19 protein-coding genes and 2 pseudogenes are annotated in these 26,043 nt (G+C 51.2%); 10 read left to right on the top strand and 11 right to left on the bottom strand.

Annotated features, from left to right (window positions below):
* Nucleotides 1-4 precede the first annotated feature (4 nt).
* Entirely contained in the window at nt 5-610 is a 606-nt protein-coding gene (locus BUF15_RS28630; protein ID WP_419249779.1) for a zinc ribbon-containing (seleno)protein DG, read from the top strand.
* Nucleotides 611-724: 114 nt separating this feature from the next.
* Here the strand turns inward: BUF15_RS28630 and dnaE are convergent, their stop codons facing one another.
* A complete protein-coding gene (gene dnaE / locus BUF15_RS17095) occupies nt 725-4,276 on the bottom strand; it encodes a DNA polymerase III subunit alpha (protein WP_073614929.1) in 3,552 nt (1,183 codons plus the stop codon).
* 5 nt (nt 4,277-4,281) lie between these two features.
* Complete coding sequence (locus tag BUF15_RS27440; RefSeq protein WP_200802406.1) at nt 4,282-5,196, bottom strand: pentapeptide repeat-containing protein; 915 nt, start codon at nt 5,194-5,196, stop codon at nt 4,282-4,284.
* 496 nt (nt 5,197-5,692) lie between these two features.
* Here BUF15_RS27440 and nhaA point away from each other — a divergent pair, with 496 nt between their 5' ends.
* The gene (gene nhaA, locus BUF15_RS17085) at nt 5,693-6,877 is read left to right on the top strand and encodes a Na+/H+ antiporter NhaA (protein ID WP_073614928.1); all 1,185 of its coding nucleotides are present in this window, start codon (nt 5,693-5,695) and stop codon (nt 6,875-6,877) included.
* Nucleotides 6,878-6,905: 28 nt separating this feature from the next.
* On the opposite strand, the gene BUF15_RS17080 is transcribed toward nhaA, so the two are convergent.
* The 3 genes from BUF15_RS17080 to BUF15_RS17070 all read right to left on the bottom strand — a co-directional run bounded on the left by BUF15_RS17080 (nt 6,906) and on the right by BUF15_RS17070 (nt 9,962).
* Complete coding sequence (locus BUF15_RS17080; RefSeq protein WP_073614927.1) at nt 6,906-7,811, bottom strand: motility protein A; 906 nt, start codon at nt 7,809-7,811, stop codon at nt 6,906-6,908.
* 120 nt (nt 7,812-7,931) lie between these two features.
* Nucleotides 7,932-9,035 carry an OmpA family protein gene (locus BUF15_RS17075; protein ID WP_073614926.1) on the bottom strand — a complete coding sequence of 368 codons (1,104 nt, stop codon included), beginning with the start codon at nt 9,033-9,035 and terminating at the stop codon, nt 7,932-7,934.
* A 267-nt stretch (nt 9,036-9,302) separates the two neighbouring features.
* Nucleotides 9,303-9,962, bottom strand: a complete 660-nt coding sequence (locus BUF15_RS17070; protein ID WP_073614925.1) for a nitrite/sulfite reductase domain-containing protein — start codon at nt 9,960-9,962, stop codon at nt 9,303-9,305.
* Between the two features lie 366 nt (nt 9,963-10,328).
* On the opposite strand from BUF15_RS17070, the gene BUF15_RS17065 reads away from it, so the two are divergent.
* Nucleotides 10,329-12,743: an acetate--CoA ligase family protein gene (locus BUF15_RS17065; protein ID WP_234981205.1), complete on the top strand. Its 2,415-nt coding sequence runs from the start codon at nt 10,329-10,331 to the stop codon at nt 12,741-12,743.
* Between the two features lie 503 nt (nt 12,744-13,246).
* Here the strand turns inward: BUF15_RS17065 and BUF15_RS27785 are convergent.
* Nucleotides 13,247-13,489 carry a hypothetical protein gene (locus tag BUF15_RS27785; protein ID WP_234981210.1) on the bottom strand — a complete coding sequence of 81 codons (243 nt, stop codon included), beginning with the start codon at nt 13,487-13,489 and terminating at the stop codon, nt 13,247-13,249.
* Between BUF15_RS27785 and BUF15_RS28385 the strand changes: the two genes are divergently transcribed.
* The 7 genes and pseudogenes from BUF15_RS28385 (at nt 13,415) to BUF15_RS17030 (ending at nt 17,829) form a co-directional block, all read left to right on the top strand.
* Nucleotides 13,415-13,585, top strand: a complete 171-nt coding sequence (locus BUF15_RS28385; protein WP_234981209.1) for a transposase zinc-binding domain-containing protein — start codon at nt 13,415-13,417, stop codon at nt 13,583-13,585. The genes BUF15_RS27785 and BUF15_RS28385 overlap by 75 nt on opposite strands.
* 285 nt (nt 13,586-13,870) lie before the next feature.
* Nucleotides 13,871-14,218 (top strand): annotated as a pseudogene (locus tag BUF15_RS27780) (response regulator); the annotation flags it as partial.
* A gap of 69 nt (nt 14,219-14,287) precedes the next feature.
* Complete coding sequence (locus BUF15_RS17050; RefSeq protein WP_268753199.1) at nt 14,288-14,986, top strand: sigma 54-interacting transcriptional regulator; 699 nt, start codon at nt 14,288-14,290, stop codon at nt 14,984-14,986.
* 288 nt (nt 14,987-15,274) lie between these two features.
* Nucleotides 15,275-15,781, top strand: coding sequence for a hypothetical protein (locus BUF15_RS28380; RefSeq protein WP_073614920.1), 507 nt, complete (start codon nt 15,275-15,277; stop codon nt 15,779-15,781).
* A 135-nt stretch (nt 15,782-15,916) separates the two neighbouring features.
* Entirely contained in the window at nt 15,917-16,780 is an 864-nt protein-coding gene (locus BUF15_RS17040; protein WP_073614919.1) for a methylenetetrahydrofolate reductase, read from the top strand.
* A 147-nt stretch (nt 16,781-16,927) separates the two neighbouring features.
* Nucleotides 16,928-17,275 (top strand): hypothetical protein, encoded by a 348-nt coding sequence (locus tag BUF15_RS17035; RefSeq protein ID WP_073614918.1) that lies wholly within the window; start codon nt 16,928-16,930, stop codon nt 17,273-17,275.
* Between the two features lie 35 nt (nt 17,276-17,310).
* A complete protein-coding gene (locus tag BUF15_RS17030) occupies nt 17,311-17,829 on the top strand; it encodes a hypothetical protein (protein ID WP_073614917.1) in 519 nt (172 codons plus the stop codon).
* A 71-nt stretch (nt 17,830-17,900) separates the two neighbouring features.
* Here the strand turns inward: BUF15_RS17030 and BUF15_RS17025 are convergent, their stop codons facing one another.
* The 5 genes and pseudogenes from BUF15_RS17025 to tnpA all read right to left on the bottom strand — a co-directional run.
* Entirely contained in the window at nt 17,901-18,848 is a 948-nt protein-coding gene (locus tag BUF15_RS17025; RefSeq protein ID WP_073614916.1) for a fructose-bisphosphatase class II family protein, read from the bottom strand.
* 9 nt (nt 18,849-18,857) lie between these two features.
* Complete coding sequence (locus tag BUF15_RS17020; protein ID WP_073614915.1) at nt 18,858-20,729, bottom strand: fructose-bisphosphatase class III; 1,872 nt, start codon at nt 20,727-20,729, stop codon at nt 18,858-18,860.
* 213 nt (nt 20,730-20,942) lie between these two features.
* Nucleotides 20,943-23,417 (bottom strand): glycogen/starch/alpha-glucan phosphorylase, encoded by a 2,475-nt coding sequence (locus BUF15_RS17015; protein ID WP_073614914.1) that lies wholly within the window; start codon nt 23,415-23,417, stop codon nt 20,943-20,945.
* Nucleotides 23,418-23,979: 562 nt separating this feature from the next.
* A complete protein-coding gene (locus BUF15_RS17005) occupies nt 23,980-25,368 on the bottom strand; it encodes a tetratricopeptide repeat protein (protein ID WP_073614912.1) in 1,389 nt (462 codons plus the stop codon).
* A gap of 409 nt (nt 25,369-25,777) precedes the next feature.
* Nucleotides 25,778-26,043: pseudogene (gene tnpA / locus BUF15_RS17000) on the bottom strand (IS200/IS605 family transposase); the annotation flags it as partial.

Here is a 26,043-nt window from a genome sequence, read left to right as displayed (position 1 = left end):
ATACATGCTGAGAAAACTGTTTGGCCTGGGCAAAAATACAGGCAGGAAAAAAGATCCGGTGGCGGAGCAGCTGGGTATCGATCCGGAAATGTGTTACTGTCCTTCCTGCGGTGACGAGTACCGGGCAGATATCACAACCTGCGCCGGATGCAACATCGCGTTGATCTCTGGAACGGAGAAGCTTTCACAGGCCAAAGAGAAAACAGAGGCTTTTTTCAGCCGTTCCATGGAGATCGGTCCGGAGGAGCCGCGGGTGGCCATCAAGGGCGGCAAACTGCGGGACCTCAAACCCTATCAGTTGCTCCTTGCCAAAGAACGGATTCCTGCGCTTCTTACCGGTCAAGAGGGCGATTGCCGTAAAGGCTGAGGCGGCCCCGACCTCCAGTTGGAGGTCAGATTAGCTGATGCCAAGCATGCCCAGCAGATTCTCGAAGAGGAGTATCTCCGCTCGACCGGCATCTCCAGCCACGATCTTAGTACTGCCGATGCGGTTTTTGATGAAAATGCACTGAGTACAGTCTGTCCGGCCTGTGGTTCAGCGTTTACCCCCGGCGACGATGCTACCTGCCCGGAGTGCGGACTCAGCTTCGGTCAACGGCCGTTGCATTGATAAGATACTTCCGAGCAATTAAGGGGAAGGACTAAATGCTGTAAAAATTAAAAAGGTCAGTCCGGCATAATCCGGACTGACCTTTTTTCACCCAACGGTTTCTGCGCCTTGGTTTCAATTACTGCCGTTGTCGTTCCCGCCATTACCATTACCGTTGCCGTTGCCCCATTTTTTCTTGCGTGGAGCAATAAAAACAGCTTTTTTGCTAAATGATACTGCATTGTAATTGAGGATCTCATAGAGTCGGTCGCTCAGTTCGCGGCAAGGCCGGATAGTGAGATCTTTGGTCACTTCTATATCGACCTCGCCTCTTCCCGGATAGTGGAGGGTGAGTAGTAACGGGCAGGAGCCGTGAAACTGGTAGAGGGTCTTCTTTACTGCTTCAATCTGCTTTCTGCTGATCTTGTCCGAATCAAGCCGAACCTTGACCTTCTCGGTATATTTCTCACGCGCTTCCGGCAAGCTGTCGATGGTTTCGGCGATGATCTTCGGGCCCCGTTCATCCTGCTGGACGGTGCCGCAGACAATCACCGGGTCAGTGGAGGAAAGGATATGTTCGCACTGGGTGTAAGCACTCGGGAAGACCACCACCTCGACTGCTTCGAGAATGTCCTCGACGGTAAGAAAGGCCATGGGGTCGCCTTTTTTGCTCTTATGGTACTTGCAGCTGCGGATTAACCCGCCAAAGCGGACCGGCTGTTCATCCCCCCATTCAGCAAGATTATGGATATCGCTGTCGGTGATGGTTTTGATCTCGGGCATGGCATCGTCCAGAGGATGGCCGGTGATGTAGAAACCGACGGTCTCTTTCTCCCGGGCAAGGCGGGTGCGTTCATCCCATTCGTCGATATCCGGCATCAGGATCTCGTTGATCTCCGCCTTTTGCTCAGTCTCCGGCGCCACGGCAAATAGCGACATCTGGCCGCTCTGCAGATCGCGCTGTACCGCCTTGGCCTGTTCCATGGCCTTGTCGAGCACCGCCATGTACTGTGAACGCTTGCATCCCATGGAGTCCATTGACCCCGATTTGATCAGTGCCTCGATAACCCGTGAATTGACCCGGCGGGAGTCCACCCGGTTGCAGAAGTTGGATAGCGAGCTGTACTTGCCGTTTTGTTCCCTCTCCTCAATAATGGAATCGAGCGCCGATTCGCCAACATTCTTCACAGCTGCCAGACCAAACCGGATGCGGTCGTTCACAACCGTGAAGTCCTTGAAGCTCTCATTGATATCCGGCGGCAACACCTCAATGTCATGCTCCCTGCACTCATTGATATACATCACCACCTTGTCGGTGTTGGTCATATCACAGGAGAGGAGGGCTGCCATAAACTGGGCAGGATAGTGGGCCTTCAGGTAGGCGGTCTGGTAGGAGACCAGGGCGTAGGCGGCCGAGTGCGACTTATTGAAGCCGTAGCCGGCGAACTTGGCCATCAGGTCGAAGATATACTCGGCCTTCTTTTCGTCGATCTTGTTTTCCCGCGCCCCCTTCATGAACTTGACCTTCTCCTCGTCCATGACCTCGGGAATCTTCTTGCCCATGGCCCGGCGCAGGATGTCGGCGTCGCCCAGCGAGTAATTGGCCAGGATGTTAGCGATTTTCATGACCTGCTCCTGGTAGACGATAACCCCGTAGGTCTCTTCCAGTACAGGCTTGATCTGTGGCAGCGGATAGTTGGCGGTGGCCCGGCCGTGCTTGGTCTCGACGAAGTCGTCGACCATGCCCGAGTCAAGCGGTCCGGGCCGGTAGAGGGCGACCAGGGCAACAAGGTCACTGAACTGCTCGGGTGCCATCTTCACCAGCAGCTCGCGCATACCTGAACTCTCCAGCTGAAAGATACCAAGGGCATCGCCGTCGCAAAGCAGCTTGAAGGTCTTGGAGTCGTCCAGTGGGATGGTATCAATATCGAGCTCGATACCGATATCCGACTTGACGTGCTTGACCGCTTTATCGATGACGGTAAGGGTCTTCAGGCCAAGAAAGTCGAACTTGATGAGTCCGGTCATCTCGGTATGCTTCATGTCATACTGAGTGACTGTCTCCTCGTTGGTACCTCGGCAAGTGGGCAGATACTGGGTCATCGGCCCGGGCGAAACGACCACGCCGGCGGCATGGGTCCCGGTATGACGAGCGAGGCCCTCAAGCGTTTTCGATACAGTGATCAGCTCCTGTATCCGGGGATCGCGGTTGGCCGCCTCCTGCAGACGAGGCTCTTCATCCAGCGCCTTTTTGATGGTCATCTTCAGCTGTTCTGGTACCAGCTTGGCGATTTTGTCCACCTCGGAAAAAGGTATGTCGAGTGCGCGGCCCACATCGCGGATAACACCACGTGCCTTCATTGTCCCGTAGGTAACAATCTGGGCCACGTACTTCGCTCCGCCGTATTTTTTACGGACGTAATCGATGACTTCGCCGCGGCGGTCCATGCAGAAGTCGATATCGAAGTCGGGCATCGATTTTCGTTCGATGTTCAAAAAACGTTCGAAGATGAGCCCATGGGGGATGGGGTCGAGGTTGGTGATACCCATGCAATAGGCCGCAAGGCTGCCCGCACCGGAGCCACGGCCAGGGCCGACAGGGATACCCTGGTCCAGTGCCCAGTTGATGAAGTCAGCAACGATCAGGAAATAGCCGGGAAAACCCATGGTGATAATGACATCCATCTCCACATCGAGCCGTTCCCGATACTGCTTTTCGATTTCAGGGGTGAGTTTTCCCAGTTCACGCATCTTGGCAAAGCGCTTTTTCAGCCCCACCTGGCAGGCTTTGGTGAACATCGAATCGAGGGTTTCCCCTTCCACGACAGGAAAGTCGGGGAAATAGTAGTTGCCGAAATCTATCTCAAGGTTGCAGCGATCCGCCACTTCCTGAGTGTTGGCAATGGCTTCCGGGCAGTAGGCGAAGGCCTTCTTCATCTCGTCCGGCGATTTGAAATAGAACTCGTCAGTGGAGAAACGGAATCGTTTGGGGTCGTTGATAGTCTTGCCGGTCTGGATACAGAGCAACACCTCATGGGCATGCGCTTCTTCGCGGTTCAGGTAGTGGCAATCATTGGTGGCAACGAGTTTGATGCCGAACTCCTTAGCGAGTTTCATCAATCCTTTGTTGACTGGGGTCTGTTCCGGAATGCCGTTTTCCTGGATTTCGAAATAGAGCCGGTCACCGAAGATATCGAGCAGCTCACGGGTCTTGGCCCGGGCACCGTCCATGTCCTTTTTGCCGATGAGATACGGAACCTGGCCATGGAGACAGGCGGTGAGGGCGATAATGCCCTCGTTATGCTCGATGAGGGTCTCCATGTCGATACGCGGCTTGTAGTAGAAACCCTCGTGCTGAGCGATACTCGCCAGCTTCATCAGGTTCTGGTAGCCGGTAATGTTCATTGCCAACAAGACGATATGGTAGGCGATCTGGCCGTCGACCTGGCCTTTTTCCCGACGATCTGCTGGAGCGATATAGAGTTCGCAGCCGACAATAGGCTTGATATCTGATTTTTTGGCCTTGGTATAAAATTCCAGTGCGCCGAACATAGCGCCGTGGTCAGTGATGGCGACGCTCTCCATCCCGTATTCCTTGCACTTCTTGAACAGGTCGGGGAGACGGATGGCGCCATCTAAAAGACTATACTGGGTGTGGACGTGAAGATGAGTAAAACCTGCAGACATACGCGTTACTTAATTCCTTTTGTTCCTTCCATGAGTGCATCTGTAAAGAGAGCACCTTGAGTGGCAGAGCCGGAAAGATTTGCTTTAATGAGGTTGGCGCCACTGAAATCAGCCTGTGTGAGGTCGCAACCTGTGAGATTGGCCCCGGGGAGGTTGGTGACTCGTAGTTTGGCGTTCTGCAGGTTGGCGCCCGAGAGATCGGCTCGTCGCAGATTGGCGCCGGTAAGGTCAGCTCCTGCGAGATTGGCCCCCGCAAGATTGGCGCCGACCAGTTCCGCCCCGCGGAGGTCGACGCCGGCAAAATTGCAGGCCGGACAGTTCCTGGCGGTGGTGATCATAATACGCTTCATCTCCTCAGGACTCGGTTCCGGAGCTGGCGGTGGCTCGGGTACTGTCACCTCCGGCGCGATTTCCCGGGTGGCTGGCGCGGCAACCGTCTTATTTTGCTCTTTGAGGTATGATGTTCGTTTTTTGCCGGCTCCAAGTGAGATAAGTGCAGCCGGGATGGTGTCGAGGACTTCTACTGAATAGGCTCTGGCGCCATTCTCGGTGAAAAAGATGTAACCTTTGCCACCTGGATATTGAGCAACGGAGTAGCATCGCATATCACCGAAATGCCACGTGTCGAAATCAAGACAGACCATGTCGTCGGAAGTGATGTCCCACTTGCCCGTGTCCGTTTCACCGCCACGGTTCCTGGCCGCAAGTTTCTGGTTCTCTTTGAAGAGTACCTGGGCGTCGAAATCAATCGAGGTTAAGTGCAGGTTTTGGCCAGCTAGGAGCGAATGGAGTGACTTTGCGCTCAAGGTGTTTTGCCCGGCTTGAGGCATCTGATCCAGACTGTTGATCCCGCATCCGGGAATTGCAGCAAGTATTGCCGCCATAGCAGTTGTAACGATTCGATTTTTATGAATATTCATACAGTTCTCTGGCTGAGATAAATGGTATTTTATGACTTTATTGAATTTCAGAATTGTTTTAGCATACCCGAACCATTTTTGCACAGGAAAGAGGGATAGTTGGAAGAGAGGGGAGGTTTCTTTAATATGCTGAATTCAATAACAATATCGATCTTGTAGCTGATGGTTGAATTTCACGGTAAAAATTGTTTTCAATCTCAAAAGCTGTAAGAGTCAGCCATTCAGCGTTGAGGTGCATTGATTATTGTTAACTGGCAAAACTATTTTTATCTGTCTCGTAAGGTCGGTGTGAATGTTTGCCGATGATCTCTTGGTATCACCACTGGGACTCCTCATTTCAAAAAATACGACGGTAGCTGCCTTATTGTTCTGGTTGCCTTGAGTTAGTTAAATATCTATGCTAATGAGCAAGATACATTCGCTTTCAATGTCCTAGTCCTGACAAATTCGAAAAAAGATGCGGTTTGAACCGCTCAATATACTACGAGGTGCTGGAATGCAGGTCAAACAAACGTCCATTTCCCGTTTTTTCCAAATGGAATCCGCAGGTGGTATCTGTCTTATGCTGGCGGCCTTAGCGGCAGTGATGGCGGATAATTCACCGTTACAACCGTTGTATGATCAGCTGCTCAACATGCCGGTGGAGGTACGTGTCGGTGCACTGCAGATTGCCAAGCCGCTTTTGCTCTGGATCAATGACGGGCTGATGGCAGTCTTCTTTTTTCTGGTAGGCCTTGAGCTGAAAAGGGAAATTGTTGAGGGCGAGCTGTCGGACATCCGCAAGATCGTTCTGCCCGGGGTCGGTGCAATCGGTGGAATGGCTATCCCGTCACTGGTTTATGTGTTGTTTAATCTCGGGGATTCGCTGGCGTTGAAGGGCTGGGCTATTCCTGCGGCCACCGATATTGCCTTTGCCCTGGGTATTTTGGCGTTGCTTGGTCCGAGAGTGCCGTTATCGCTCAAGATCTTTCTCACCTCGTTAGCCATCTTTGACGATATGGGGGCGATTGTGATTATCGCTCTTTTCTATACTGCCGATCTGTCAATCACTGCGCTTATCGTGGTGCTCGCCTGCTTGCCGGTACTGTTGGTGATGAACCGTCGTGGTGTCGAGTCGAAAAGCGCCTATATTTTTATTGGTATTATCATGTGGGTGGCAATGCTGAAGTCTGGCGTGCATGCGACCCTGGCGGGGGTGATCATGGCGATGTTCATTCCTCTGCGATCAAAGAGTGATGAAAACTTCTCGCCCTTAAAAGATCTCGAACATGATCTGCATCCGGTGGTGGCCTTTATGGTGCTGCCGATTTTTGCCTTTGCCAATGCGGGTGTCAGTGTTGCCGGGATGGAATTTGAGCAGTTTCTGCATCCAGTGCCGATGGGGATTATGCTGGGGCTGTTTGTGGGTAAGCCGATTGGTATTTTTGTCATCTGCTGGGCGGCTATCAAGGTTGGTCTTGCCAGATTGCCGGACGGGATGAACTTCTTATCCCTCTACGGGGTATCAACCTTGTGCGGGGTAGGTTTCACCATGAGCTTTTTTATAGCCACCCTCGCATTTGGGCAGGCTGATGTGGACCTGATCTTCGATGAGCGGTTGGGCGTCATCCTGGGTTCAGTGCTTTCAGGGGGGCTGGGTTACATCCTGTTGAAGAGGGCGCTTCGGAATCACACAGCCTAGCAGGTTTTCCCTGAAGAATACCTGAACCTTAAACGTCAACAGCCGGGCCCGTTTCCTCCTCTTCTTCCAGGTCGTGGGCTTCTTCTCGTGTGCGCATATGTTGGGGCTGCTCCTGCTGTTCTTTTAACTCCCGCTGCTCAATTTTGAATCTCTCCCGCAGTTTCTGGTAACTGACCAGTTTTGTCTCGCGGTCGGAGGGGGTGAGAAAGGCCTCAAGCTTGGTCTTGAGGATGATCGGATTCATCTCCGAATCGATAGCGATTACACCTTCCATGATGATCTTTTGTAACAGCAGTTCCTGATTGGTTCTCTCTTTGAGATTGGCGGCAAAGGGCAGAAAAAAGAAATTGGCAAAGATCAGACCGTAGAGGGTTGAGGTTAGAGCGATGGGGATCGCCTTCAGGATCACTGAGGTGTCGCCGATGCCGCCGAGCATGGTGATCAAACCGACCACCGAACCGATGATGCCGAAGGCCGGGAAGAAGTCAGCGATAGTACGAAGAATGCGCTCGGAATCCTCTCTTCGTAAACGGAAAAAGTACATCTCGGTGTTGAGGATATCCCTGATCTGGGCGGCATGGTAGCCATCTACGAGGCAACCAAGGGCGCGTCGCATAAAGAGGACGGTGGTTTCGTTTTCATGCTGCTGCAGGGAGAGAATACCTTCGATCCGCGAACGAATGGAGAGGTCGATGAGGATGTTGATAATCTCGGGCTCCTTCTTGATCGGACGGTTATAGCCGGTCCAGAGGACCTTGCCGACAATCCGCAACTGGTCTATTTTGAAGCTGAGAAGAGTGGCCGCCAAGGTGCCACCGAAGACGATCAACATGCCAGAAATGTTGAAATAGAGTCCTACGTTGCCGTTCAGGATAAACCCCAGAATAAAGATCCCTACGCTGAGAATCAGGCCGATAATATTTTTCTGCATCATATTATGATGTGTCCTCTTGTTGATGTCCGTCTGGAATGATCCTTTCGGAGGCGTTTACCGCAGTGATAGCGGCAGATTTTTTCAGTGACGTGTCGCTTAGCAATTCGCCAGAAATACTGGCTAACGCAGGTTCTGCTGGTCAGCCGGAACCGGATTGGGCAGCCGTTTGCTGATGATGATTTCCACCCTTCGGTTCAATTTTCGATTTTCAGCGGTAGAGTTCGGTACCAACGGTCGATACGATGCATAACCGCTTACGATAAACTGGTTGGGGTTCATCCCCATGTCTTCAATGAGAAAGCGGGCCACGGTGCTGGCGCGTGCAACGGAAAGCTCCCAGTTGCTGGCGTAACGGCCGGAGTACATGGGAACGTTGTCAGTATGGCCAATCACATTGATCATGTATGGCGTGGTCTGGATGGCCGTTGCCAGTTGCTCGAGTTTATTCCGCGAATCCTGGGTCATCACTGCCTGGCCTGTGTCAAAGAGCAGGTCGCCGGTCAGGATGATGCGCATGGTGTTGTCAACAATTAAGTCCACTGTCGCAAAGCTGTTGAGGTCATTGCTTTCAAGGGCGGATCTGCTCAGCCGGTAAATTTCCTGGATTTTATCCGGTTTCCCTACCCCGATTGGCAGGAATGGTTCGGAGTCGGCAACGGTCGGGGTGGATGGCTGTTGCGGGCTACTCTCGCTTTCCTGATACGCTGCAGTCACACCCGGTTCAGGCTGAGGCGGAATAACCCTGTCCGCTGGAACTTCGACCACCTCTTTTTCGATTCTTGTTTGATCACTGATAGAGGAAAAGGCTGAATCGATGTCGACATCCCGCAAATTGATCGACTCTACCTTCTTTACCGTTCCACCGGTCATGAGCGGCAGGCCGGGGGCAATGGGCGTGATAGGAGGGCTTAAAGCGGAGAATTTGTCGGTTTCCAGGGCCTCTGTAGTGTCGCCGCCGATAATTTCAAGCGCAGGTCTGTTTAAAAAATCCTGATCAGCCGCCTTGTAAACGTACATGGAGAGAAAGAGTACAAACATGGTCATCATCAAATCGGACCAGGCGACTGACCAGTGTGTTGTCCTGGGCATGGCGGAACGGAACGGGATATCGTCCACCAGAAAGACCGTATCGGTGTTGCTGCGGCGTTCTATTGAGACATACTTGGCACCGAAGGGCGGCTCTATCGTCCGTTCTTCGGTCTCTATCGGTTGTTGTGAGTCCATCCTGTCCTCGATACCATGCGGAGCAATGATACGTTGCTTTTAAAGATAGCGATCAGATTGTTCTTTCTGTAGTATCGGCAGGTTCTGACTAAATCACAAGGAAGAATCTGTGATTGACTCGTAAAAAGTCCGATCTCCTTCGTTGCAGATCTTTCACGGTAATTCGCCGTAGCATATATGTACTGTCGAATTTCCGTAGAAATGAAAAGGCCGTTAGAGCGATACAATCGTCACAACGGCCTGATCAGTTCGAAGAGAAACAGTATATTATAGAACGGCCTTTTTGAACTCATCGACCCCAATGCGATCGATAAAGGCACCGGTGCGTTCTTTGGTCTTGGCATTGGTGGTGTAGAAGTCGATACATTTTCTGGCAAGGGCAATGGCTTCGTCATCGCTCAGATCTTCGGCCAAGACGTCGGCTTCCCGTACCCTGCGACCGGAGTTGCCGCCAAAGACCAGGGTCCAGCCTTTCTTTTTGCCGATCAGGCCAAGATCGCGGACCAGACTTTCGGCACAGAGAAAGGGGCAGCCTGAGACGCCGACCTTGAATTTCGCCGGCATTTCCGTGCCCGAAAAAAGCTCTTCAAGCCGTGTGCCGAAACCCAGTGAATCCTGGATACCGAACTTGCACACCTCGGTGCCCGGACAGGCCTGAACATAATGGAGGCAAAGTTCAATGGCCTTACCCTCATTCATGCCGAGATCCTCATAGATCGGCAGGATCTGCTCTTCGCTCATGCCTACAAGGGCGATGCGGTGACCTGAGGTGATCTTGACGATAGGGATATCATATTTCTCAACGACCTCAGACAGCGCTTTCAAGTGTTCTCGCTTGATGACGCCGGCAGGAATGCGCGGCACTATGGCATAGGTTTTCTTATCACGCTGCAGTATGGCCCCCTTGGGCCCGTCAGCTTTTGACATAATGAGTCTCCTTCTTGAAGTAGTAGTATATGGATGTGAAGTTTAGCAATAGAAACTGGGCCAATATTACCTGTTCAGATGATCCTTGCAACTGAAACCAGCCGAGGCGATTCGGTCTATCTTGGCGAATTAACATTTAGAAACAGCGTTTACGTTTCTCTTTGGTCTATGAGCCAGTGGTATTTTAACAAAAATCGTAGAGGCATTATCAGGGACTGGGGATAAGAGAAAAAAACTCGCTTTTTTCCAACACGGGGCTTTGCTTGACGGTTTGGGTGAAATGTCCTTAAAGTATCAGATGTTCTACCGCGACATCTTCCGACAGTCTTCTGCCAGCCAAACAACCTGGAAAGAGGGACAGAAGGTGTGCAGACAACTCGTTTACCTCCTGAGGAATGGATTGCTATGCAGCTCTTTATCGATTTTGACAAGATGACCCGGATATTTGCCACGGCAGCACAAAAAGAGCGGTTCCTGCTCTATGAGCATGAGACCTACGACCTGCTGGCGGCGCTCGGCTCGGAGTCCGTTCTGGAATATCTTCTTCTTTCGAGAAACCAGCGGCTTGGTTCTGATGCCCTGGCACCTTTCTTAGGTGAAAAAGTGGTGCTGAAAGTGGTGAGCCCGGATGTGGTGCACAAATCCGATGTCGGCGGGGTGAAGGTGGTGCCGAAAATGGCCGGCAAAGTGCGTAGTGAGAGCCGCCGGATGATGGATACGGTCGGGCGTCGGTATACCGAATTCCTGGAAGCACATCCCGATCAGTGGCCGTCTGTGTATGTAGGGCTTTCCGGGGAAGAATTGCAGGAGGCAGTGCATAAGCGGGTCAAAGGGGTGCTGATCACCCAGTATCTGCCACCCGAGTCCGAGTCGCTGGGGAATGAGCTACTGGTTAGTCTGCGCTGGACCCGTGAGTTTGGTATGGTTATCACTGCCGGCCTTGGCGGAACGGACACCGAATTCTATGCCGAGCGTTTCCGGCTTGGCCAGGCGGTGGTTTCAACTTCCACCGCCGATGTGAGCGGTGAGGAGTTCTTCGAGCTCTTTAAGAAGACCATCGCCTACGAAAAACTCTCGGGTCAGACCAGGGGTGGAAAACGACTGGTTTCTGATGAGCAGCTGATCGAATGTTTCGGCGCTTTTATTGGTGTGGGCAATTATTTTTCACCCTTAAATGATCAGGCTCCCTATGTGATTGAGGAGCTTGAGGTGAATCCTTTTGCTCTGGTTGATTATGAAATGGTGCCGCTGGACGGCTTATGCCGATTTGCGCTGCCCTATAGGGCCCGGGCGCCACGGGCTATCACCCGTATTGGGAATATGCTCCATCCGGAACGGGTGGCGTTAATCGGGGTCAGTGCCACCAAGATGAACTTTGGCAGAAATATTCTGCAGAATATGCTGACAGCCGGGTTTCCAGCTGAAAAGTTGACGGTGGTTTCACCTTCGGCTGGTCAGATAGATGGCGTTAGGTGTGTGAAAGACATTACCGAGGTGAACGGGGTGGACCTGATGATCGTAGCCGTGGCTGCTGAACAGGTTCCGTCACTTATTGATGAGATCATTGACAACCGGCGGGCAGAAAGCGTGATCCTTATTTCCGGTGGGCTCGGAGAGACTGAAGAGAGTTACGAGCAGGCGCGGGAACTTGTGGAAAAAATTTGTCTATCCCATGGCCGTGAAGGCGGCGGTCCGGTCATTCTCGGCGGCAACTGCATGGGAGTTATCTCACGGATTGGCAGGGTCGACTCATTTTTCACTCCTGAGACCTGCTCGCCAAAGCGAAAGGGACTGCCCCCGAGTCCGATAGCCCTGGTGAGCCAGAGCGGCGCCTTTGCACTGGTGAGGATGACCAAGCTGGTGACGGGTGATCCTGCCTATAATATCACTGTTGGAAACCAGATGGACCTCACCATCGGTGATTTCCTTACCTACCTTGCAGACGATGACAATGTCGGTGTGATCTGCGTTTATGTTGAGGGCTTTCAGGATCTGGATGGCCTGCACGCCTGCCGGGGGATTCGCCGGGCGGTTGAAAACGGTAAAGAGGTAATTGTCTACAAGGCGGGCCGCACGCCGGAAGGGAAAAAAGCGACCTCCGGTCATACCGCCTCTGTAGCCGGCGACTATATGGTCTGCACCTCCTGTCTTACCCAGGCAGGGGCGCTGGTGGCCGATACCTTGGAAGAGTTTGACGGCCTCATCAATCTTGCGGCAATTCTGCACGAGAAGCAGGTGACCGGCTATAATATTGGCGCGCTCAGTCCTGCAGGCTTTGAGAGCGTGGGAATTGCCGATTCGCTGCAGTCGCGGGACTCAATCCTGAAACTGCCGACCTTCTCGGCAAAGACGATGATGGCCATTTCCGACCAGTTCAACCGGGCCGGGCTGGCAGGAATAATGGAGGTGAAGAACCCACTGGATATCAGTCCGGCCGCTCCCGATGTGGTCTATCTGGAGAGTATCCGCGCCATGCTGACGGACGAGAACATCGACGCCGTGGTGACCTCGCTCGGTTCGCTTTCACCGAGTACATCCGATACGCCTGATCCGGCGTCGCCGGCAGGTTGGGTGGGAAATGAGAAGAGCCTGGCAACGCTTTTGCCGCAATTGCAGCTCGAATCCACCAAACCGCTCATCGTCTTCAACGATGCCGGACGAGCTCATGAACCGATCAATGACGCACTGCGAGTCAGAGGCGTCCCGGTGTTTGATAACTGTAGTCTGGCCATGACGCTGCTGGCACGATATACCGCGTATCGATTGAGTTTACGGAGATAGTAGTATCTTACAGGTTATTTTGCGAAAATAACCTGTTAAATAGTATTTATATCTCCTGGATGGTGCGAATGTCGTAATTGTGTTGCAGGAGATGGCTTACCCAGGACCTTCCTGCGCTGGACATGGTGAAACAGGGTGAGGAATGGTTGTCGTAATAGAGCCGGGGGAATAAAAAAATACAGATCATTTCAAATTTATATAAATGATATCGAGATATTTGATGGACTCTGTACGCCTAACTTGCTCTCAAGGAGCTGTGGATGTGTCTTATACGGCTACGGTCCGATATTCTTCAGGAACCGACTAGTGCGGACCAACATGCTAGGTGGTGTGGGGCTGGGCGGGGATAATTACCCGGATACTCGATTGGTAATAAGTATTGCATCAACGACTCCTCTGGCCTATTGGCTCAATAGTCTTTTAGAGAAAAGCCTTTCAAGGCCGGTGATGGATGGAAAATTATAAAATCTTCTGGTTATATAACGTGGCACCTTCTTCTTGTCTCAGGTGCCACATTGGGAATCAACAGCCAGGCTAAAATCTACCATCCGAGAAATCCTCAGGAATCGCCACTCTGGCAATTGCTGAATGTACACTTTCCCAAGTTTGAATCCTGCTATGCCCAACGCTTTTCTCGAACTTACGTTTTTTACCGTGCGGTCATCCCGCACGTGACCAACAAGTACCTGGAGTGCGGTGATCTGCATGAAGGATTCGCCCGTATCCGCTGTCCGGACTGTCATCATGAATACCTGCTTGCATTCTCATGCCGTGGTCGTTGGTTCTATCCTTCATGCATTTTTACGGCACTGAACGGGTGTCTCAATCCGTGGCATCGATAGCTTTTACGTGCTTGTAGCGCTTGAGCATTGTCAGACATATCAGCATCACATTCAAGTAAAAGAATCAAAAGAATGACCATGATTTTAAAAGGGGTTCCTTTCCTAAAAGACTGGAGAAATTGAATTTATTTACTCTGGAGTATTGGCATGTCGGAAGTAAAAGGCTAGTATATCGAGCAATCAGAAGATATATTCGTGATCATTTTTTCCTGAATATCTCCTGTGCGGCCTTTGGTTTGTTGATCTCGATTGGAGACCTTCCCCGAAATCCTGTGTGGTACTATCATGACCGTGACAGATTTACCTAAAAAAGCGAGATTGCTCGTTGTCGATGATGAAGCAGGCGCACGGGAGTCCCTTGAGGCCATTCTTGAAGATGATTATCTAGTGGTCTGTGCCGAAGATGGATATAAGGCTCTGAATGCTATACAAAAAGAGGAGTTCGATCTTGTGCTGCTTGATGTTTCGATGCCATAAATGAACGGCATTGAAACCCTCGAGCAGATCAAAATCTTCGATAAGTCCCTTGATGTGATTATTGTATCGGCCATAGACCGGGCGTTGGAAGCGACGTCAGCCATTCAAAAAGGCGCTTATGATTATATCACCAAACCTTTCGACCCCGACACCATTCTGACCAGAGTTGATCGGGCATTGCAGAAGCGCTATCTCGAACAGGAGGTTTCTTTTCTTCGCTCCGAAATGGCTCAGTTTTCCAAACATGCGCAAATCATAAGTCAATCTCGGCAGATGCAGGAGGTTTTTCAAACCATCAACAAGGTGGCGGGCACTTCCAGCAGTGTGCTTATTACAGGTGAAAGCGGAACGGGCAAGGAATTAATTGCCAGGGCAATCCATACCAGCAGCGAACGAGTTCAAAAATCCTTTGTAGCTCTGAATTGTGCCTCTATTCCTTCAGAGTTGATCGAGAGCGAATTATTTGGTCATGAAAAAGGTGCATTTACCGGAGCGCATAATCGCACCCCGGGTAAGTTTGAATTCGCCAATGGTGGCACCTTGTTACTGGATGAAATTTCGTCGTTGAAAAGTGAATTTCAGGCCCAGCTTTTACGAGTATTGCAGGAGCAGGAATTTACGCGTGTTGGCGGGCACAGGGTAATAAAAGTTGATGTGCGAATCATTGCGGCCACCAATACCTGCAGGCTGAACATGGATGGGAGAGGGGCGTGGCGAGACAATATTTTTGTAGAACGTTTATGGAGAACCGTGAAGTATGAACAGGTGTATCTGCATGCATATGACTCTGTTTCTGAGGCGCGCAGATCGATCATGAGATACTTTGACTGGTACAACCGATCTCGACCGCATTCAGGCCTGAACAGGCGGACACCGGATGAGGTATATTGCGCAACGCTGCCAGCATTGGATCTGGCAGCGTAACCAGGGCGGGTTTTCCACTTAAGGAATGACGAAACCTGTTCAAACGAACTGAGACACCTCTCAAAAAACACTCTTAATGTATAAAAAAAATCACATGGCATGATTGAAAAAACGATTCATCAAACAAAATCAATGTATATAGGTCATCTTATACTCGATTTTTTAAACTGAAAATCTATATCCTGCATGAATCGAAGTACGCTTTAATCGGATGAACCATAATAATTGAATTGAAAACGTGGTTTGTCTTCGAAAAGACCATCTTTTCTTCCTGCAACTTTTGATCTCATGATAGAACGACGAATACAAATCGATGACCTGATGCAGTCGGGTTATTGCTATCTTCTTACCGAACCGGTCGGACAGAACTTCCATCAAGAATTTCAGCCTGAACTTACCCCCAGGCAAATGCTCGAACTTGGCGTGTTTGGTGGCAAGTACATGACAGACTGCACAAAGGAATTTCCGTCAGATTGGTTCAAAAATGCCCGATTGTGTTCATCGCGTCATGACCCAAAGCTGAACTTCTTTGGATTAAACGCATCGCAACCGTTATCGGAATGGCAAAAGAAGGGATGGATCTACGAAGAAGATCCACGTGGGTGGTTTCAATGGTACTGCCGATACTACATGGGGCGCCGATGCCGTGACGATGACCGGCAAATCAAACGGTGGCGTGCCATGCGTCGACACATTGCGCAAATCAGAAACAACTGCTTGCAAGGTGACCTCAACTGTCGACGCAAGCAGCGCCAAGCACTCCTCCACTGGGCGTATGATTCGAGAAAAATCTGATTACAACTGCGATGCAGGAGATATGCGGCAGCTTTCCTGACACTGGGGCACTTCCTTTGGACGTAAAACCCATTTTGCAATAATACGCTACCACTATTCAAATAGAAAATTCATTATAATTAAAAGGATTATTATATGAGTCTAAACGAAAAGTTAGGCAATGATTTTGTCATTACCACAGAACTTGGCCCGGTAAAGGGTGTATTGGTAGATGAATCTCTTGAAAAAGCCAGTGCGTATCTTCCGCTAAGCGGTATCAACGTTCACGACTGTCCAATGGCTAATCTGAGGATAAATGCGGTTGCCATGGGAAGCCTGATTCAGAATAAGCTGGGCATTGATGCAATACCTCATTTCACATGCAGGGATCGGAGTCTCTTAGGTACCCAAGCTGATCTTCTTGCTGCCCATGCTCTTGGCATCCGCAATATTCTGGTTACTACTGGTGATCTGCCAAAGCATGGGCCTTATCCCTCTAAGGCGGTATATGATTACAACACGTTTGAACTTATCCGGCTTATTGGAAAGATGAATAGCGGTCTTGACTATAATGAAAAGGAATTCGGTGGAAAAACTGATTTCACAATCGCTTGCACGGCAATGCCGACAGCAAAAAATCTTGACCTTGAACTCGGAAGAATGACAGAGAAAATATCAGCCGGAGCCGATTTTTTTCAGACTCAAGTTGTGTATGATGCTGAAAAGGCGATAGCTTTTCTCAAAGAGGCCAGAAGGTTTGGTAAACCGATATTAACCGGAGTCATGCCTCTTAAAAGTGTGAAGATGGCCCGCTTCATGAACGATAATGTCGAAGGTATCGATGTTCCTGAAGAGGTTATTGCCCGAATGGAACATGACGGTGCGAACGGGATAGAGATTACTTGTGAATTTATAGAGAAGATCGCAGATTATACCGATGGCATTCATATTATGGCGATGGGGGATGTCAAAGGGACAAACCGTATTATTGAATTTATCAATGGTTTGGTTGCCAGGTGATTGGCCAAAATGACAAGATTATGCTTTCCATTCGTTCTTGTTTGTATGGTTTACTCTGCAACTATCTGTTCGGCGCAATCCCAAGAGTATGTGGCGTATTGTAATGAACGGTTTGGATTCTGTGTTGAGTATCCCGATGGATTTCAGATGGAAACACCTCCAGATAATGGTGATGGAATACAACTCTTTGATCGTAATAAATTCATGATGATTGCCAGCGGGATCAACAACGCGACTGACAATACCCTCAGTACCGAAATGGCTGAACAGGGTATGGCCTTTGACTCAATCACCTACCGAAAAGAAGGTGATAACTGGTTTGTTCTTTCTGGGTTCAAGGGTGGGGATATTTTGTATCTGAAAACATATGTAGGTAAAGGTTCAATAAATCATCTGTATATTCAATACGCTGTCAACCAGAAAAAAGAGTATGACACTATCGTGTCTCACTTATCTCGTTCGTTTAAACCTGGGGATTTAACAGAGTTTCACTAGACGAAGATGCAGTATAACGGGAAAGGAGTTGAGTTATGAATATTCTATTATTACCTGGTATCAATCAGAAAACCGAGAAATGGGGGGCTAGCCTTATCTCGGAGTTGGCTCTGCCGGACAGCAGCGTCACCATTCAGCGCTATGGACACTGGGATGGCACCGGTGGTGAACAGTGCATGATGATGGAAGCAGAAATCGAACGATTACGCGGGGTAGAAGTTGATTTGCTGATAGGGAAGTCTGTAGGGGTGGTTGTTGGTCTGCTGGCTTGCCAGAAGTCGGTGATCGCACCGAAACGTGCTGTTTTTATCGGTACCCCGGTAACGTCCTTTATCGAAGAGAACATCGATCTCTTCCAGCTTGTCGATGGGCTGTCTCTACCCGCCCTCTATATCCAGCAGAAAGATGATGTGGTCGGAACTAGTGGAATGTTGTGTGAACGAATCGGCAAGGCGTCACAGACGACCATAGTCGAGGTTCCCGGGAACAACCATCAGTATAAGGATGTAAAGCAGCTGACCCGCCATATCAAAAAATGGCTGGGGGAGCAGTAAAACAACGTCCGTTCGGCGATAATGCCAGGACGGACGTTGTTGTCGGCCGAAAAAAGCATATTGCACGAGGATTAAAAAACCGGCTTATAGTCGAAGAAGTGCCTGGTTTCCAAGCGACGATAGGTATGCGTCTCGGCCCGGGCGACAAAAGAGGAGGTGACGGCACCGTTTGAGGTGAACCGTACGCCTTCGAGGAACTCGCCGTCGGTGACACCGGTTGCAGCAAAAGCGACCTCTTTGGAGCGGATCAGGTCCTGGGCTCTGAAGGTCTTGTCAAAGTCCTTGATGCCGTGCTCGGCGGCCAGTGCCTTGTCCCTGTCATTTTCATAGAAGATCTTACCCTCAAAGTAGCCGCCAAGGCAGCTCAGCGCCGCCGCCACCATGGTTCCTTCCGGAGCAAATCCGTAGCCCATATAGATATCTGCCTTTTCGCCGGTAATGGCGGCGAGGCAACCCGAAATTTCACCCTCGTCGATCAGCTTGATTCGGGCACCGCAGCTCCGAACTTCCCGGATCAGCTGGTAATGGCGGGCCTGGTTCAGGATGCAGACGGTAACGTTTTCCGTGTACTTTCTGAGCGCCCGTGCTGTCCGTTTGACGTTCACCAGCGGGGGCTGGTTAATGTCGATGACGTTGCCCACCTCGGGTCCGACAACAATTTTGTACATCGAGAGATTGGGCACTGACTGAATCGAGCCTTCCCGGGCGATCGCCGCAAAGGAGGTGACGTTGTTCCGGCCATCGGCGGCGTTATGGTAGCCTTCGAGCGCGATGGCCATAACATCGGTCTTTTCTCCGCCCTGACCGATCCGTTCAGGCAGGTTGACGATATCTTCACGGTCGTGAAAGCGGTCGTTAACCACGGCACCGTCGATGTGGATACGGTTCAACGTCTTGATGATGGCAGAGCGGGTGGTGTTGAGAATGGCGTCGTGATCGCCGAGCCCCTGCATCCTGCCGGCGGTCAGTGCGGCAATTTCCGTCGCCCGGACAATTTCCATACCGTAGTTGGTGTTCATAGCTCTTTCTCAGTCCAGTTTCTTTTTGGATTTCGGATCATAACCGCTGGCTTTCGCCAGTTCGTGGATGCGCTGAAGAATATCATTTCTTCGTGCCATCAATTCCTTGCCCTCGATGGTGTCCTTAATCTTCATGGGATGGCTGAACTCGTCGATCAGCTCGATATCAAGTGGGGCCGATTCCAGCCGCTTCATCGCTTCTTTGATCTCTTCGGGGGTTGGCAGGATGATGCCGTAGAGCTGATGCGGGGTGTGCACCAGAGAGTGGCCGCGATTATAATAGGCCTCGGCAAAGCCGCCATCCACATTGATGGCAACGCCGTCGTCGCTGGCCATCTTCGCACCTTTCATATAGTTGACGGGGGTGTGCCCGTAGACAACCCGTTTGACCCCGAACTCTTGTAACATCTTCTGCTTGAAAGCCTTGGTCTGCATATTGTCCTTCCAGTAGAGCGATCGTTCTACATGGCTTTCCTTATCGAGCAGAAAGTAGCGTTCGAAGGTCTTCATCGCGTGCTTGCCAAAAAACGGCGACTTTGGCCCGCACCAGAGATAGAAAAAGAGATCCTGGTCCTGCTTTTTCTGGGGTTTCCCCTCGATGTAGTTGAAACCCACCCGACGAATCATATCCTGGATGAAGTCGAGCAGGAGTTTGCCTTTCCTGCCCATGAAATCGTCAAAGTGGCCATCGGCGGTGGAGGGCACCAGCGCGTGGATGTTCAGGGTATTACTGTGGATATGGTAGGTGTTGCCGCGGGTAAAAAAGAAGGCCAGTAGTCGTTTGAGCTTTCTGTTGGTAACAAACTGGTTGGCGAGGTCGTCGATGATTGTCTGTTCTTCAGCGCTCAGTTGCAATGGATCGTTGAGATCAATGGTTGGAAAAGATGTGTCGTTCAGCCCTGCGGTCTCGCCACTTTTCAACATGGCTGCAAGCTTGTCCATCCACATGCGCGACTGCATCTCGTATTCGGTATTTTCGAGAATAGTGCGTTCTTCGAGTTTGAACTGGATGATCGCCAGCGCCTTCTCCATGGACCGGCCAAGGTCGGTCTTCGCCTTGAATTTACCGGTAACGGTTTCAGCCGGGTAGGTCGCAGAAGCAAATTCGGCCAGGCGACTGGTGTCAAAACCCAGTCTGTCCATCAGCTCGAAATGATCGTAGCGGCAGGTTATGCGCAGAGCCTCGGCAATGAGTGAGCGGTTGCCCGAGGCAGCTCCCATCCAGAGAATGTCGTGGTTGCCGTAGACGTAGTCGACGATCCTATTGTAGGCGGGAGACGAGAGAATGCGGATAATTTTGTCCGGTTGCGGTCCCCGGTCAAAAATGTCACCGACAACCTGGATCCGGTCGAGGAGTACTTCACGGATAGCCAGGGAGAGATGGGCGATAAGGCGCCTGGAGATGATCTCTTCCTCGAAAATCGGGTCCGGCACCGGCAGGCCGGCAAGGAGCCTGCTGATGGTATCGCGGAATTCCGGTTTGAGAATTTCGTGCACATCGTACATCCGGTTCGATATCTTATATTTCAGGACTTCCGTCAGGCAGAAGATGACGTCCTGGATATCCATGTAGTTGTCTTTGTCCTTGAAGTACTCGGTACGGCGGATAATGCGGACCAGGTACTGGATCTTCTCCGAGGAAAAGGTGTTGGGGAGTGCTTCACGGCAGGTCTGGTAGAGCATGCCGAACCGGCCACGAAGAATCGACTTGAAGCGGTCTCCTTCACCATGCAGATCGCTGATCCAGAGTGTTGTCGGGATGTTGGCTCCCAGCTGGCTTTCCACTTGCAAAAGCTCGTTGGCCAGCTTATCTATCTCGCCGACCCGGACAGACAGTGCTGGTGCGGGCTGGTCGGTATCGGAATGTGTTGTACGGGGCATCTCATGACTCCGGGGTTCCGTGGTTTACAGTCGCTGGGACCGGCAGCTGCCGGCGAACGGTCACGTCTGTTACCTCTTTTTTTATGATCTCAGAACGTTGGCGCATTGTAGCATCTGCACAGTAACGGCGCAAACTGATTATTTGCGAAGATTTGGTTGTCGCAACGGAATACGGCTGACAGCCGGAGGCAACTTGGCCGGACTCGTCTGGATTCAGACGACCGGTTTCAGCTGCCAGATTGTCTCGGCATATTCCATAACAGTCCGGTCCGATGAAAATTTGCCGGATCTGGCGATATTAAGAATCGCTTTTTTCCGCCAGGAAGCAGGATGGGTGTAGAGTTCGTTCACCTGTTGCTGGGTGTCGATATAGCTCTCAAGGTCGGCGAGATGAAAGAAATAATCGCCTTCATACATTAAGCTGGCAAAAATATCCCTGAAGAGTCCCGGTTCCTCCTGGCAGAACATGTCGCTGTCAAGACAGTCCACAGCCCGTCTGATCAATGGATTGTCCGCATAATAATCCCATGCGTTATAGCTGTTTTCGGTGCGCAGCTCCTCTATGGTATCTGCATCGAGGCCAAAGGTGAAAAAATTGTCGGCTCCTACTTCCTCCATGATCTCGATATTGGATCCGTCGCGAGTGCCGATGGTGAGTGCCCCGTTCATGGCCAGTTTCATGTTGCCGGTGCCTGATGCCTCTGTGCCAGCCATGGAAATCTGCTCACTGAGATCCGCGGCCGGGATGATCTTTTCTGCCAGGCTCACCCCGAAATCGGGCAGCATCACCACCTTCAGCATATCCCGAGTCCGGGTGTCGCGGTTGATGACTTGGCCGATATTATTAATCAGTTTGATGATCAGTTTGGCGGCAGGGTCACCGGGTGCGGCCTTTCCAGCGAAAATATGGGTGCGGGGTACCTGGGGGGGCTCGCCATCTTCGATGATTGCCCGGTAGCAATGGATAATATAGAGGAGATGGAGGAGCTGCCGTTTGTACTCATGGACCCGTTTAATCTGGACATCAAAAAGTGAATCCGGATTTATAACTAATCCGGTAACTCGCATAATGTGGTCGGCAAGACTACGCTTGTTGTGGTTTCGGGTCTCTGCAAATTGTTTCTGGAACTGACTGTCTGCTGCGAACTCATCAAGGCGGCTCAACGTTTCTGCTCGAATAATCCACTCGTTGCCAATGGCCGAGGTGATGAGATTAGCAAGTGGCGGGTTGGCTTTATAGAGCCAGCGCCGTTGGGTCACGCCGTTCGTCTTGTTGGAAAACCGCTCGGGGAACATGTCGGCAAAATCGGGAAAGACGTTGTCGCGCAACAGCTGGCTATGCAGGCCTGCGACGCCGTTGACTGAATGGCTGCCTATAATGGCCAGATGGGCCATGTTGAGCTGTCGGCCCCCGGTCTCCTCTATAAGCGACATCCGGGTTGGGGCGTTTTCATCATCTGGGTACCGCAGCCGGACTTCATGGAGGAACCGGTGGTTGATCTCATAAATGATCTGGAGATGACGTGGCAGCACCTTTTCAAAGAGCTGTACTGGCCATTTTTCATAAGCTTCGGGAACGAGGGTGTGGCTGGTGTAGGCACAGGTCGCCCTGGTGATATCCCAGCTGTTGTCCCAGTCCAGCTGATGTTCGTCTACCAGGCAGCGCATCAGCTCGGCAATGGCAAGGGCGGGATTGGTGTCGTTGAGCTGGATTGCAGTGTTTTGTGCGAAATTGCTTATCTCACCACCCGTTTTCAGATATTTTTTCATGATATCCTGGATGGTGCAGGCGACCAGGAAATATTCCTGCTTGAGCCGCATTTCAAGGCTCTGGTCATCCACGTCACTGGGGTAGAGCATTTTGGAGACTGATTCGGAAAAGAGCTGATGCCGGATTGCCTGAAAATAGTCGTTGGCGGTGAAAATTTGAATATCAAAGGCATCTGCGGACCTGGCCGAGAAAAGACGTAGGGTGTTGACAGTCTTGCCGCCGGCCCCGGCAATGGGCATATCGTGTGGAATACCTAATACGAATTTCTGATCCTGCCAGACCGGTGCGTAACGATTGTTACGTCCTCTGGATGGTTCCACTCTGCCGTACATCGGAATTGCGAACACCTCATCGGGACGTGAGATCAACCAGGGGTTGTGCTCCGTATCCCAACGGCCTGGCAGTTCCTTCTGGTACCCCTGGACCAATTCCTGACGAAACAGGCCGAACTGATACTTGAGTCCATAGCCAAAACCAGGCATATCAAGGGTAGCGAGAGAATCGAGAAAGCAGGCGGCAAGCCGGGCCAAACCACCGGTGCCAAGGGCACCGTCCGATTCCTGTTCCCTTATCTCTTCAAGATCGACACCGAGTTCTTCCATGGTCCTGGCCAGGAGAGTGGTAAGACCGAGGTTGGCAAGCACATTGCCAAGGGTTCTGCCGAGATGAAACTCCATTGAGAGATAATAAAGCCTTTTGGCATTATGCTGCTGGTATCGTTTTTCCGTTGCCAGCATACGCTCTGTCAGCAGATCCCTGACAGCGAGCATCACCGCACGGGCCAACTCGCCTTGAGTGGCCTCTTTTTTGGTAGAACCGCAGGAATATTGCAAATGGTACAAAATGGCATCCCGTAAAGCACCATTGTCGGCTTCAAGGGCATTACACACGGGTGGATAATGGCTTATATGCGTCATTGAGGCTCCTGTCACACTCTGGGCGGGGCCAGGGCAGAAGGGGGAGGGGACCGATGGGTAGAGAAAAAACAACTCGGCCGGGAGTCTGGATCAACCCTTCTTGGTTATGGATTCCAGTTGTTGGTTTGCCGTCAACCCAATATCAAATGTGTCGTGACATGATGGGCAGTTGAGGAGCCACTTCATCAACGCACCCTCTTTTTGAAAGGAGGAGTGAAAGCCATCCCTGTATCCGCAGGTGGGACAGGACCTGAACGTTTCCTGTATCTCGAGCTTGATCACCTTGCCTAGCATTATTACTTCTCCACCGGTTGAGGTTAGGCACATGTTCGAGTGCTTGCTCTGTCGTCTGAGATGAGAGCGTTTCGAATGTACATACGAACGGTTGAAGAGATCAGCGATATGTTTTTGACGGTACGCTAGTATAGCATATTTCTGCTGTTAACTACAAAGTGTTGGCAGTAATTGCGGAAAAGGTACAGAGCGCTATGGGGAGTGGAAGTGCGGGGCAAGCCGGGACATGTGCGGTGCCATATCCCGGATGCAAATGTGACGAGTCGGGTCAGGCGTGATGGCTTTCTTTTTCAAAAATAAAGAGATCGCCGGCTATCCAGTTATTGTTTTCCTTGCGCAGATCGTGTTCGCGATGACTCTTGACCCCAAAGCCAGCTTTGTGGGCTTCCTGTACAAGGTAATCGGGGTTATGGGCATACCGTCCGGAGACCCGAAGCGTAAAGGGGGTGTTTTGCTGAGTTCGCTCGATGGAGCAGGCAAGGAGGGCCCCTGGTACGGCGAGGCGCTGTAGTCGCTGAAAGACTGGTTCAAGCTGGCCCAGATAGATAAAGACATCGGCGGCGACAACCAGGTCATACTGCTGTTTTTCGGTGTCGAGAAATGAGAGGATCTCAGCGCATTCAAGGCGTGCGTAGATGTTTTTTGCCTGAGCCTGAGATAGCATCAGCGGTGAGATATCGACACCGGTTAACTGTCCGGCCAGTGGCTGGAAGGCGGCTCCGGACAGGCCTGTGCCGCAGCCAAGATCAAGGCAATGATCGAATGTGGGCTGATCGGTCAGTTCATATGTCATCTCCGCCAGGGCAAGAGGGGCCGTGTAACCGAGTACCTCCTGAATGTGCCGATCAAAACGGCCCGCATAACGATCGAAGGTCATAGCCACATAATCGGGCGGTGCTGTCGGGGGCACCTCGCCTCTTAATGCTGCCAGCATGTGGCTGGCCGGACCGTGGCTGGGGGCAAGCGCCAGCAGCCGTTCCAGTAACTCGGCAGCCGAATCATATTGTCCTTCGCAGTTGTAGAGGCCGGCCAGGTTGTAGAGTGTCTCGATATTGGCGGGGTCGAGCTGAAGGCTCTTTTCGATATAAGTAATAGCGGAACGAGTATTGCCACGGGCACTCAGGATGACTCCCAGGTTGTTCAACGCCAGGGATGAACCTGGATCGATGGCCACCGCCTGTTCAATAAGTGTCTGCGCTTTTTCCGCCTCGCCCTGCAGATGGAGAAGCTTGCCGAGGTTGTTGAGTGCCTTGGGATGGTTCGGGCATTGGGCCAGAGCCTTTTCATAGCAGCTCCTGGCCTGGTCGAGCCGGCCCATCGCTTCGTAAACGGCACCCAGATTGACTTGCTGGACAGGGTCATCTGGGGCGGCTTTGGCAGCACGCAGGCAATAATGGAGAGCTTCCTCAAGATTCCCCATATCGCGACAGAGAAGGCCCAGGTTGCCAAGGATATTGATATTGTCAGGCAGGGCTTCAAGAACCGTGAGGTATCTGGATTGGGCCTCAGAAAACAGCCCCTGTTGATGGCAACGGACAGCTTCGGCGAAAATCGTATTCAGGTCATGCATGGTGCTGCGAATTCGTGGTGTTGGGTCGGCCCCACTAAGGTAGGAAAATCGACTGTCAGGGTTGATAATCTTTTCAAGACGCCACATGTTTTTCTGCAACTACGAAGGAGACGAGGAAACGATGTGGTGTTTGATGCAGTGTTGGCAAATGGATTGAAAGCCTCTTTCTTTTTTACTTGGTCACAATTGATTATTCAACCTTTTTAAGCTGTTCACGTCGGGGCGGCCATGCTTGACAGTCTGGATCATGGTTTATGGCCCCCTATACAGCCTGAAACAATGTGACAGTTTGGCGTAGTCAACGGCTTGGCCGGCTGGTAGGATATTCTTTTGCCTGACAAAAGAACAGCTCTTTGCAGGTGGGACCGCTGACTCTTCCGATGATATGCATTATAATCTAAAAGTAAGTATCCACCGGCAAAGCCGGTGGCTTTAGATTTTGGACCGCTCAAAGCGGTATGTTAAACAAATTTACTGACCACCATTGGGTGGTCGCTTATTTAAAGAGCGATAGCTGTTCCACACGATGGTCTTCTTTTTCTTGTTCCCGGATATATGCCCGAACAACCTCTTCGTCGGTGCCTACAGTTGAGACAAAATAACCTCGTGCCCAAAAGTGCATCCCACTTTAGTTCTTCTTCTGCCCAAGGTAGTTTCGTGCAATGTGGATTGCGCTCTTTCCTTTCATATACCCAACCACCTGGGACACAGCATATTTCGGTGGTATTGAGATCAGCATGTGAATGTGGTCCGGCTGCAGAT

This window comes from Desulfopila aestuarii DSM 18488 (assembly GCF_900143695.1).
GTDB lineage: Bacteria > Desulfobacterota > Desulfobulbia > Desulfobulbales > Desulfocapsaceae > Desulfopila > Desulfopila aestuarii.
Note: the sequence above shows the minus strand (reverse complement) of the source record. Positions and strands in the feature narration are given on the sequence as shown.

Bases quoted from the DNA above. Each gene is read 5' to 3' on its own strand.
- dnaE (WP_073614929.1), bottom strand. From the start codon at position 4,276: ATGTCTGCAGGTTTTACTCATCTTCACGTCCACACCCAGTATAGTCTT.
- BUF15_RS27440 (WP_200802406.1), bottom strand. From the start codon at position 5,196: ATGAATATTCATAAAAATCGAATCGTTACAACTGCTATGGCGGCAATA.
- nhaA (WP_073614928.1), top strand. From the start codon at position 5,693: ATGCAGGTCAAACAAACGTCCATTTCCCGTTTTTTCCAAATGGAATCC.
- BUF15_RS17080 (WP_073614927.1), bottom strand. From the start codon at position 7,811: ATGATGCAGAAAAATATTATCGGCCTGATTCTCAGCGTAGGGATCTTT.
- BUF15_RS17075 (WP_073614926.1), bottom strand. From the start codon at position 9,035: ATGGACTCACAACAACCGATAGAGACCGAAGAACGGACGATAGAGCCG.
- BUF15_RS17070 (WP_073614925.1), bottom strand. From the start codon at position 9,962: ATGTCAAAAGCTGACGGGCCCAAGGGGGCCATACTGCAGCGTGATAAG.
- BUF15_RS27785 (WP_234981210.1), bottom strand. From the start codon at position 13,489: ATGATGACAGTCCGGACAGCGGATACGGGCGAATCCTTCATGCAGATC.
- BUF15_RS17050 (WP_268753199.1), top strand. From the start codon at position 14,288: ATGGCTCAGTTTTCCAAACATGCGCAAATCATAAGTCAATCTCGGCAG.
- BUF15_RS28380 (WP_073614920.1), top strand. From the start codon at position 15,275: ATGATAGAACGACGAATACAAATCGATGACCTGATGCAGTCGGGTTAT.
- BUF15_RS17040 (WP_073614919.1), top strand. From the start codon at position 15,917: ATGAGTCTAAACGAAAAGTTAGGCAATGATTTTGTCATTACCACAGAA.
- BUF15_RS17035 (WP_073614918.1), top strand. From the start codon at position 16,928: ATGGAAACACCTCCAGATAATGGTGATGGAATACAACTCTTTGATCGT.
- BUF15_RS17030 (WP_073614917.1), top strand. From the start codon at position 17,311: ATGAATATTCTATTATTACCTGGTATCAATCAGAAAACCGAGAAATGG.
- BUF15_RS17025 (WP_073614916.1), bottom strand. From the start codon at position 18,848: ATGAACACCAACTACGGTATGGAAATTGTCCGGGCGACGGAAATTGCC.
- BUF15_RS17020 (WP_073614915.1), bottom strand. From the start codon at position 20,729: ATGCCCCGTACAACACATTCCGATACCGACCAGCCCGCACCAGCACTG.
- BUF15_RS17015 (WP_073614914.1), bottom strand. From the start codon at position 23,417: ATGACGCATATAAGCCATTATCCACCCGTGTGTAATGCCCTTGAAGCC.
- BUF15_RS17005 (WP_073614912.1), bottom strand. From the start codon at position 25,368: ATGTGGCGTCTTGAAAAGATTATCAACCCTGACAGTCGATTTTCCTAC.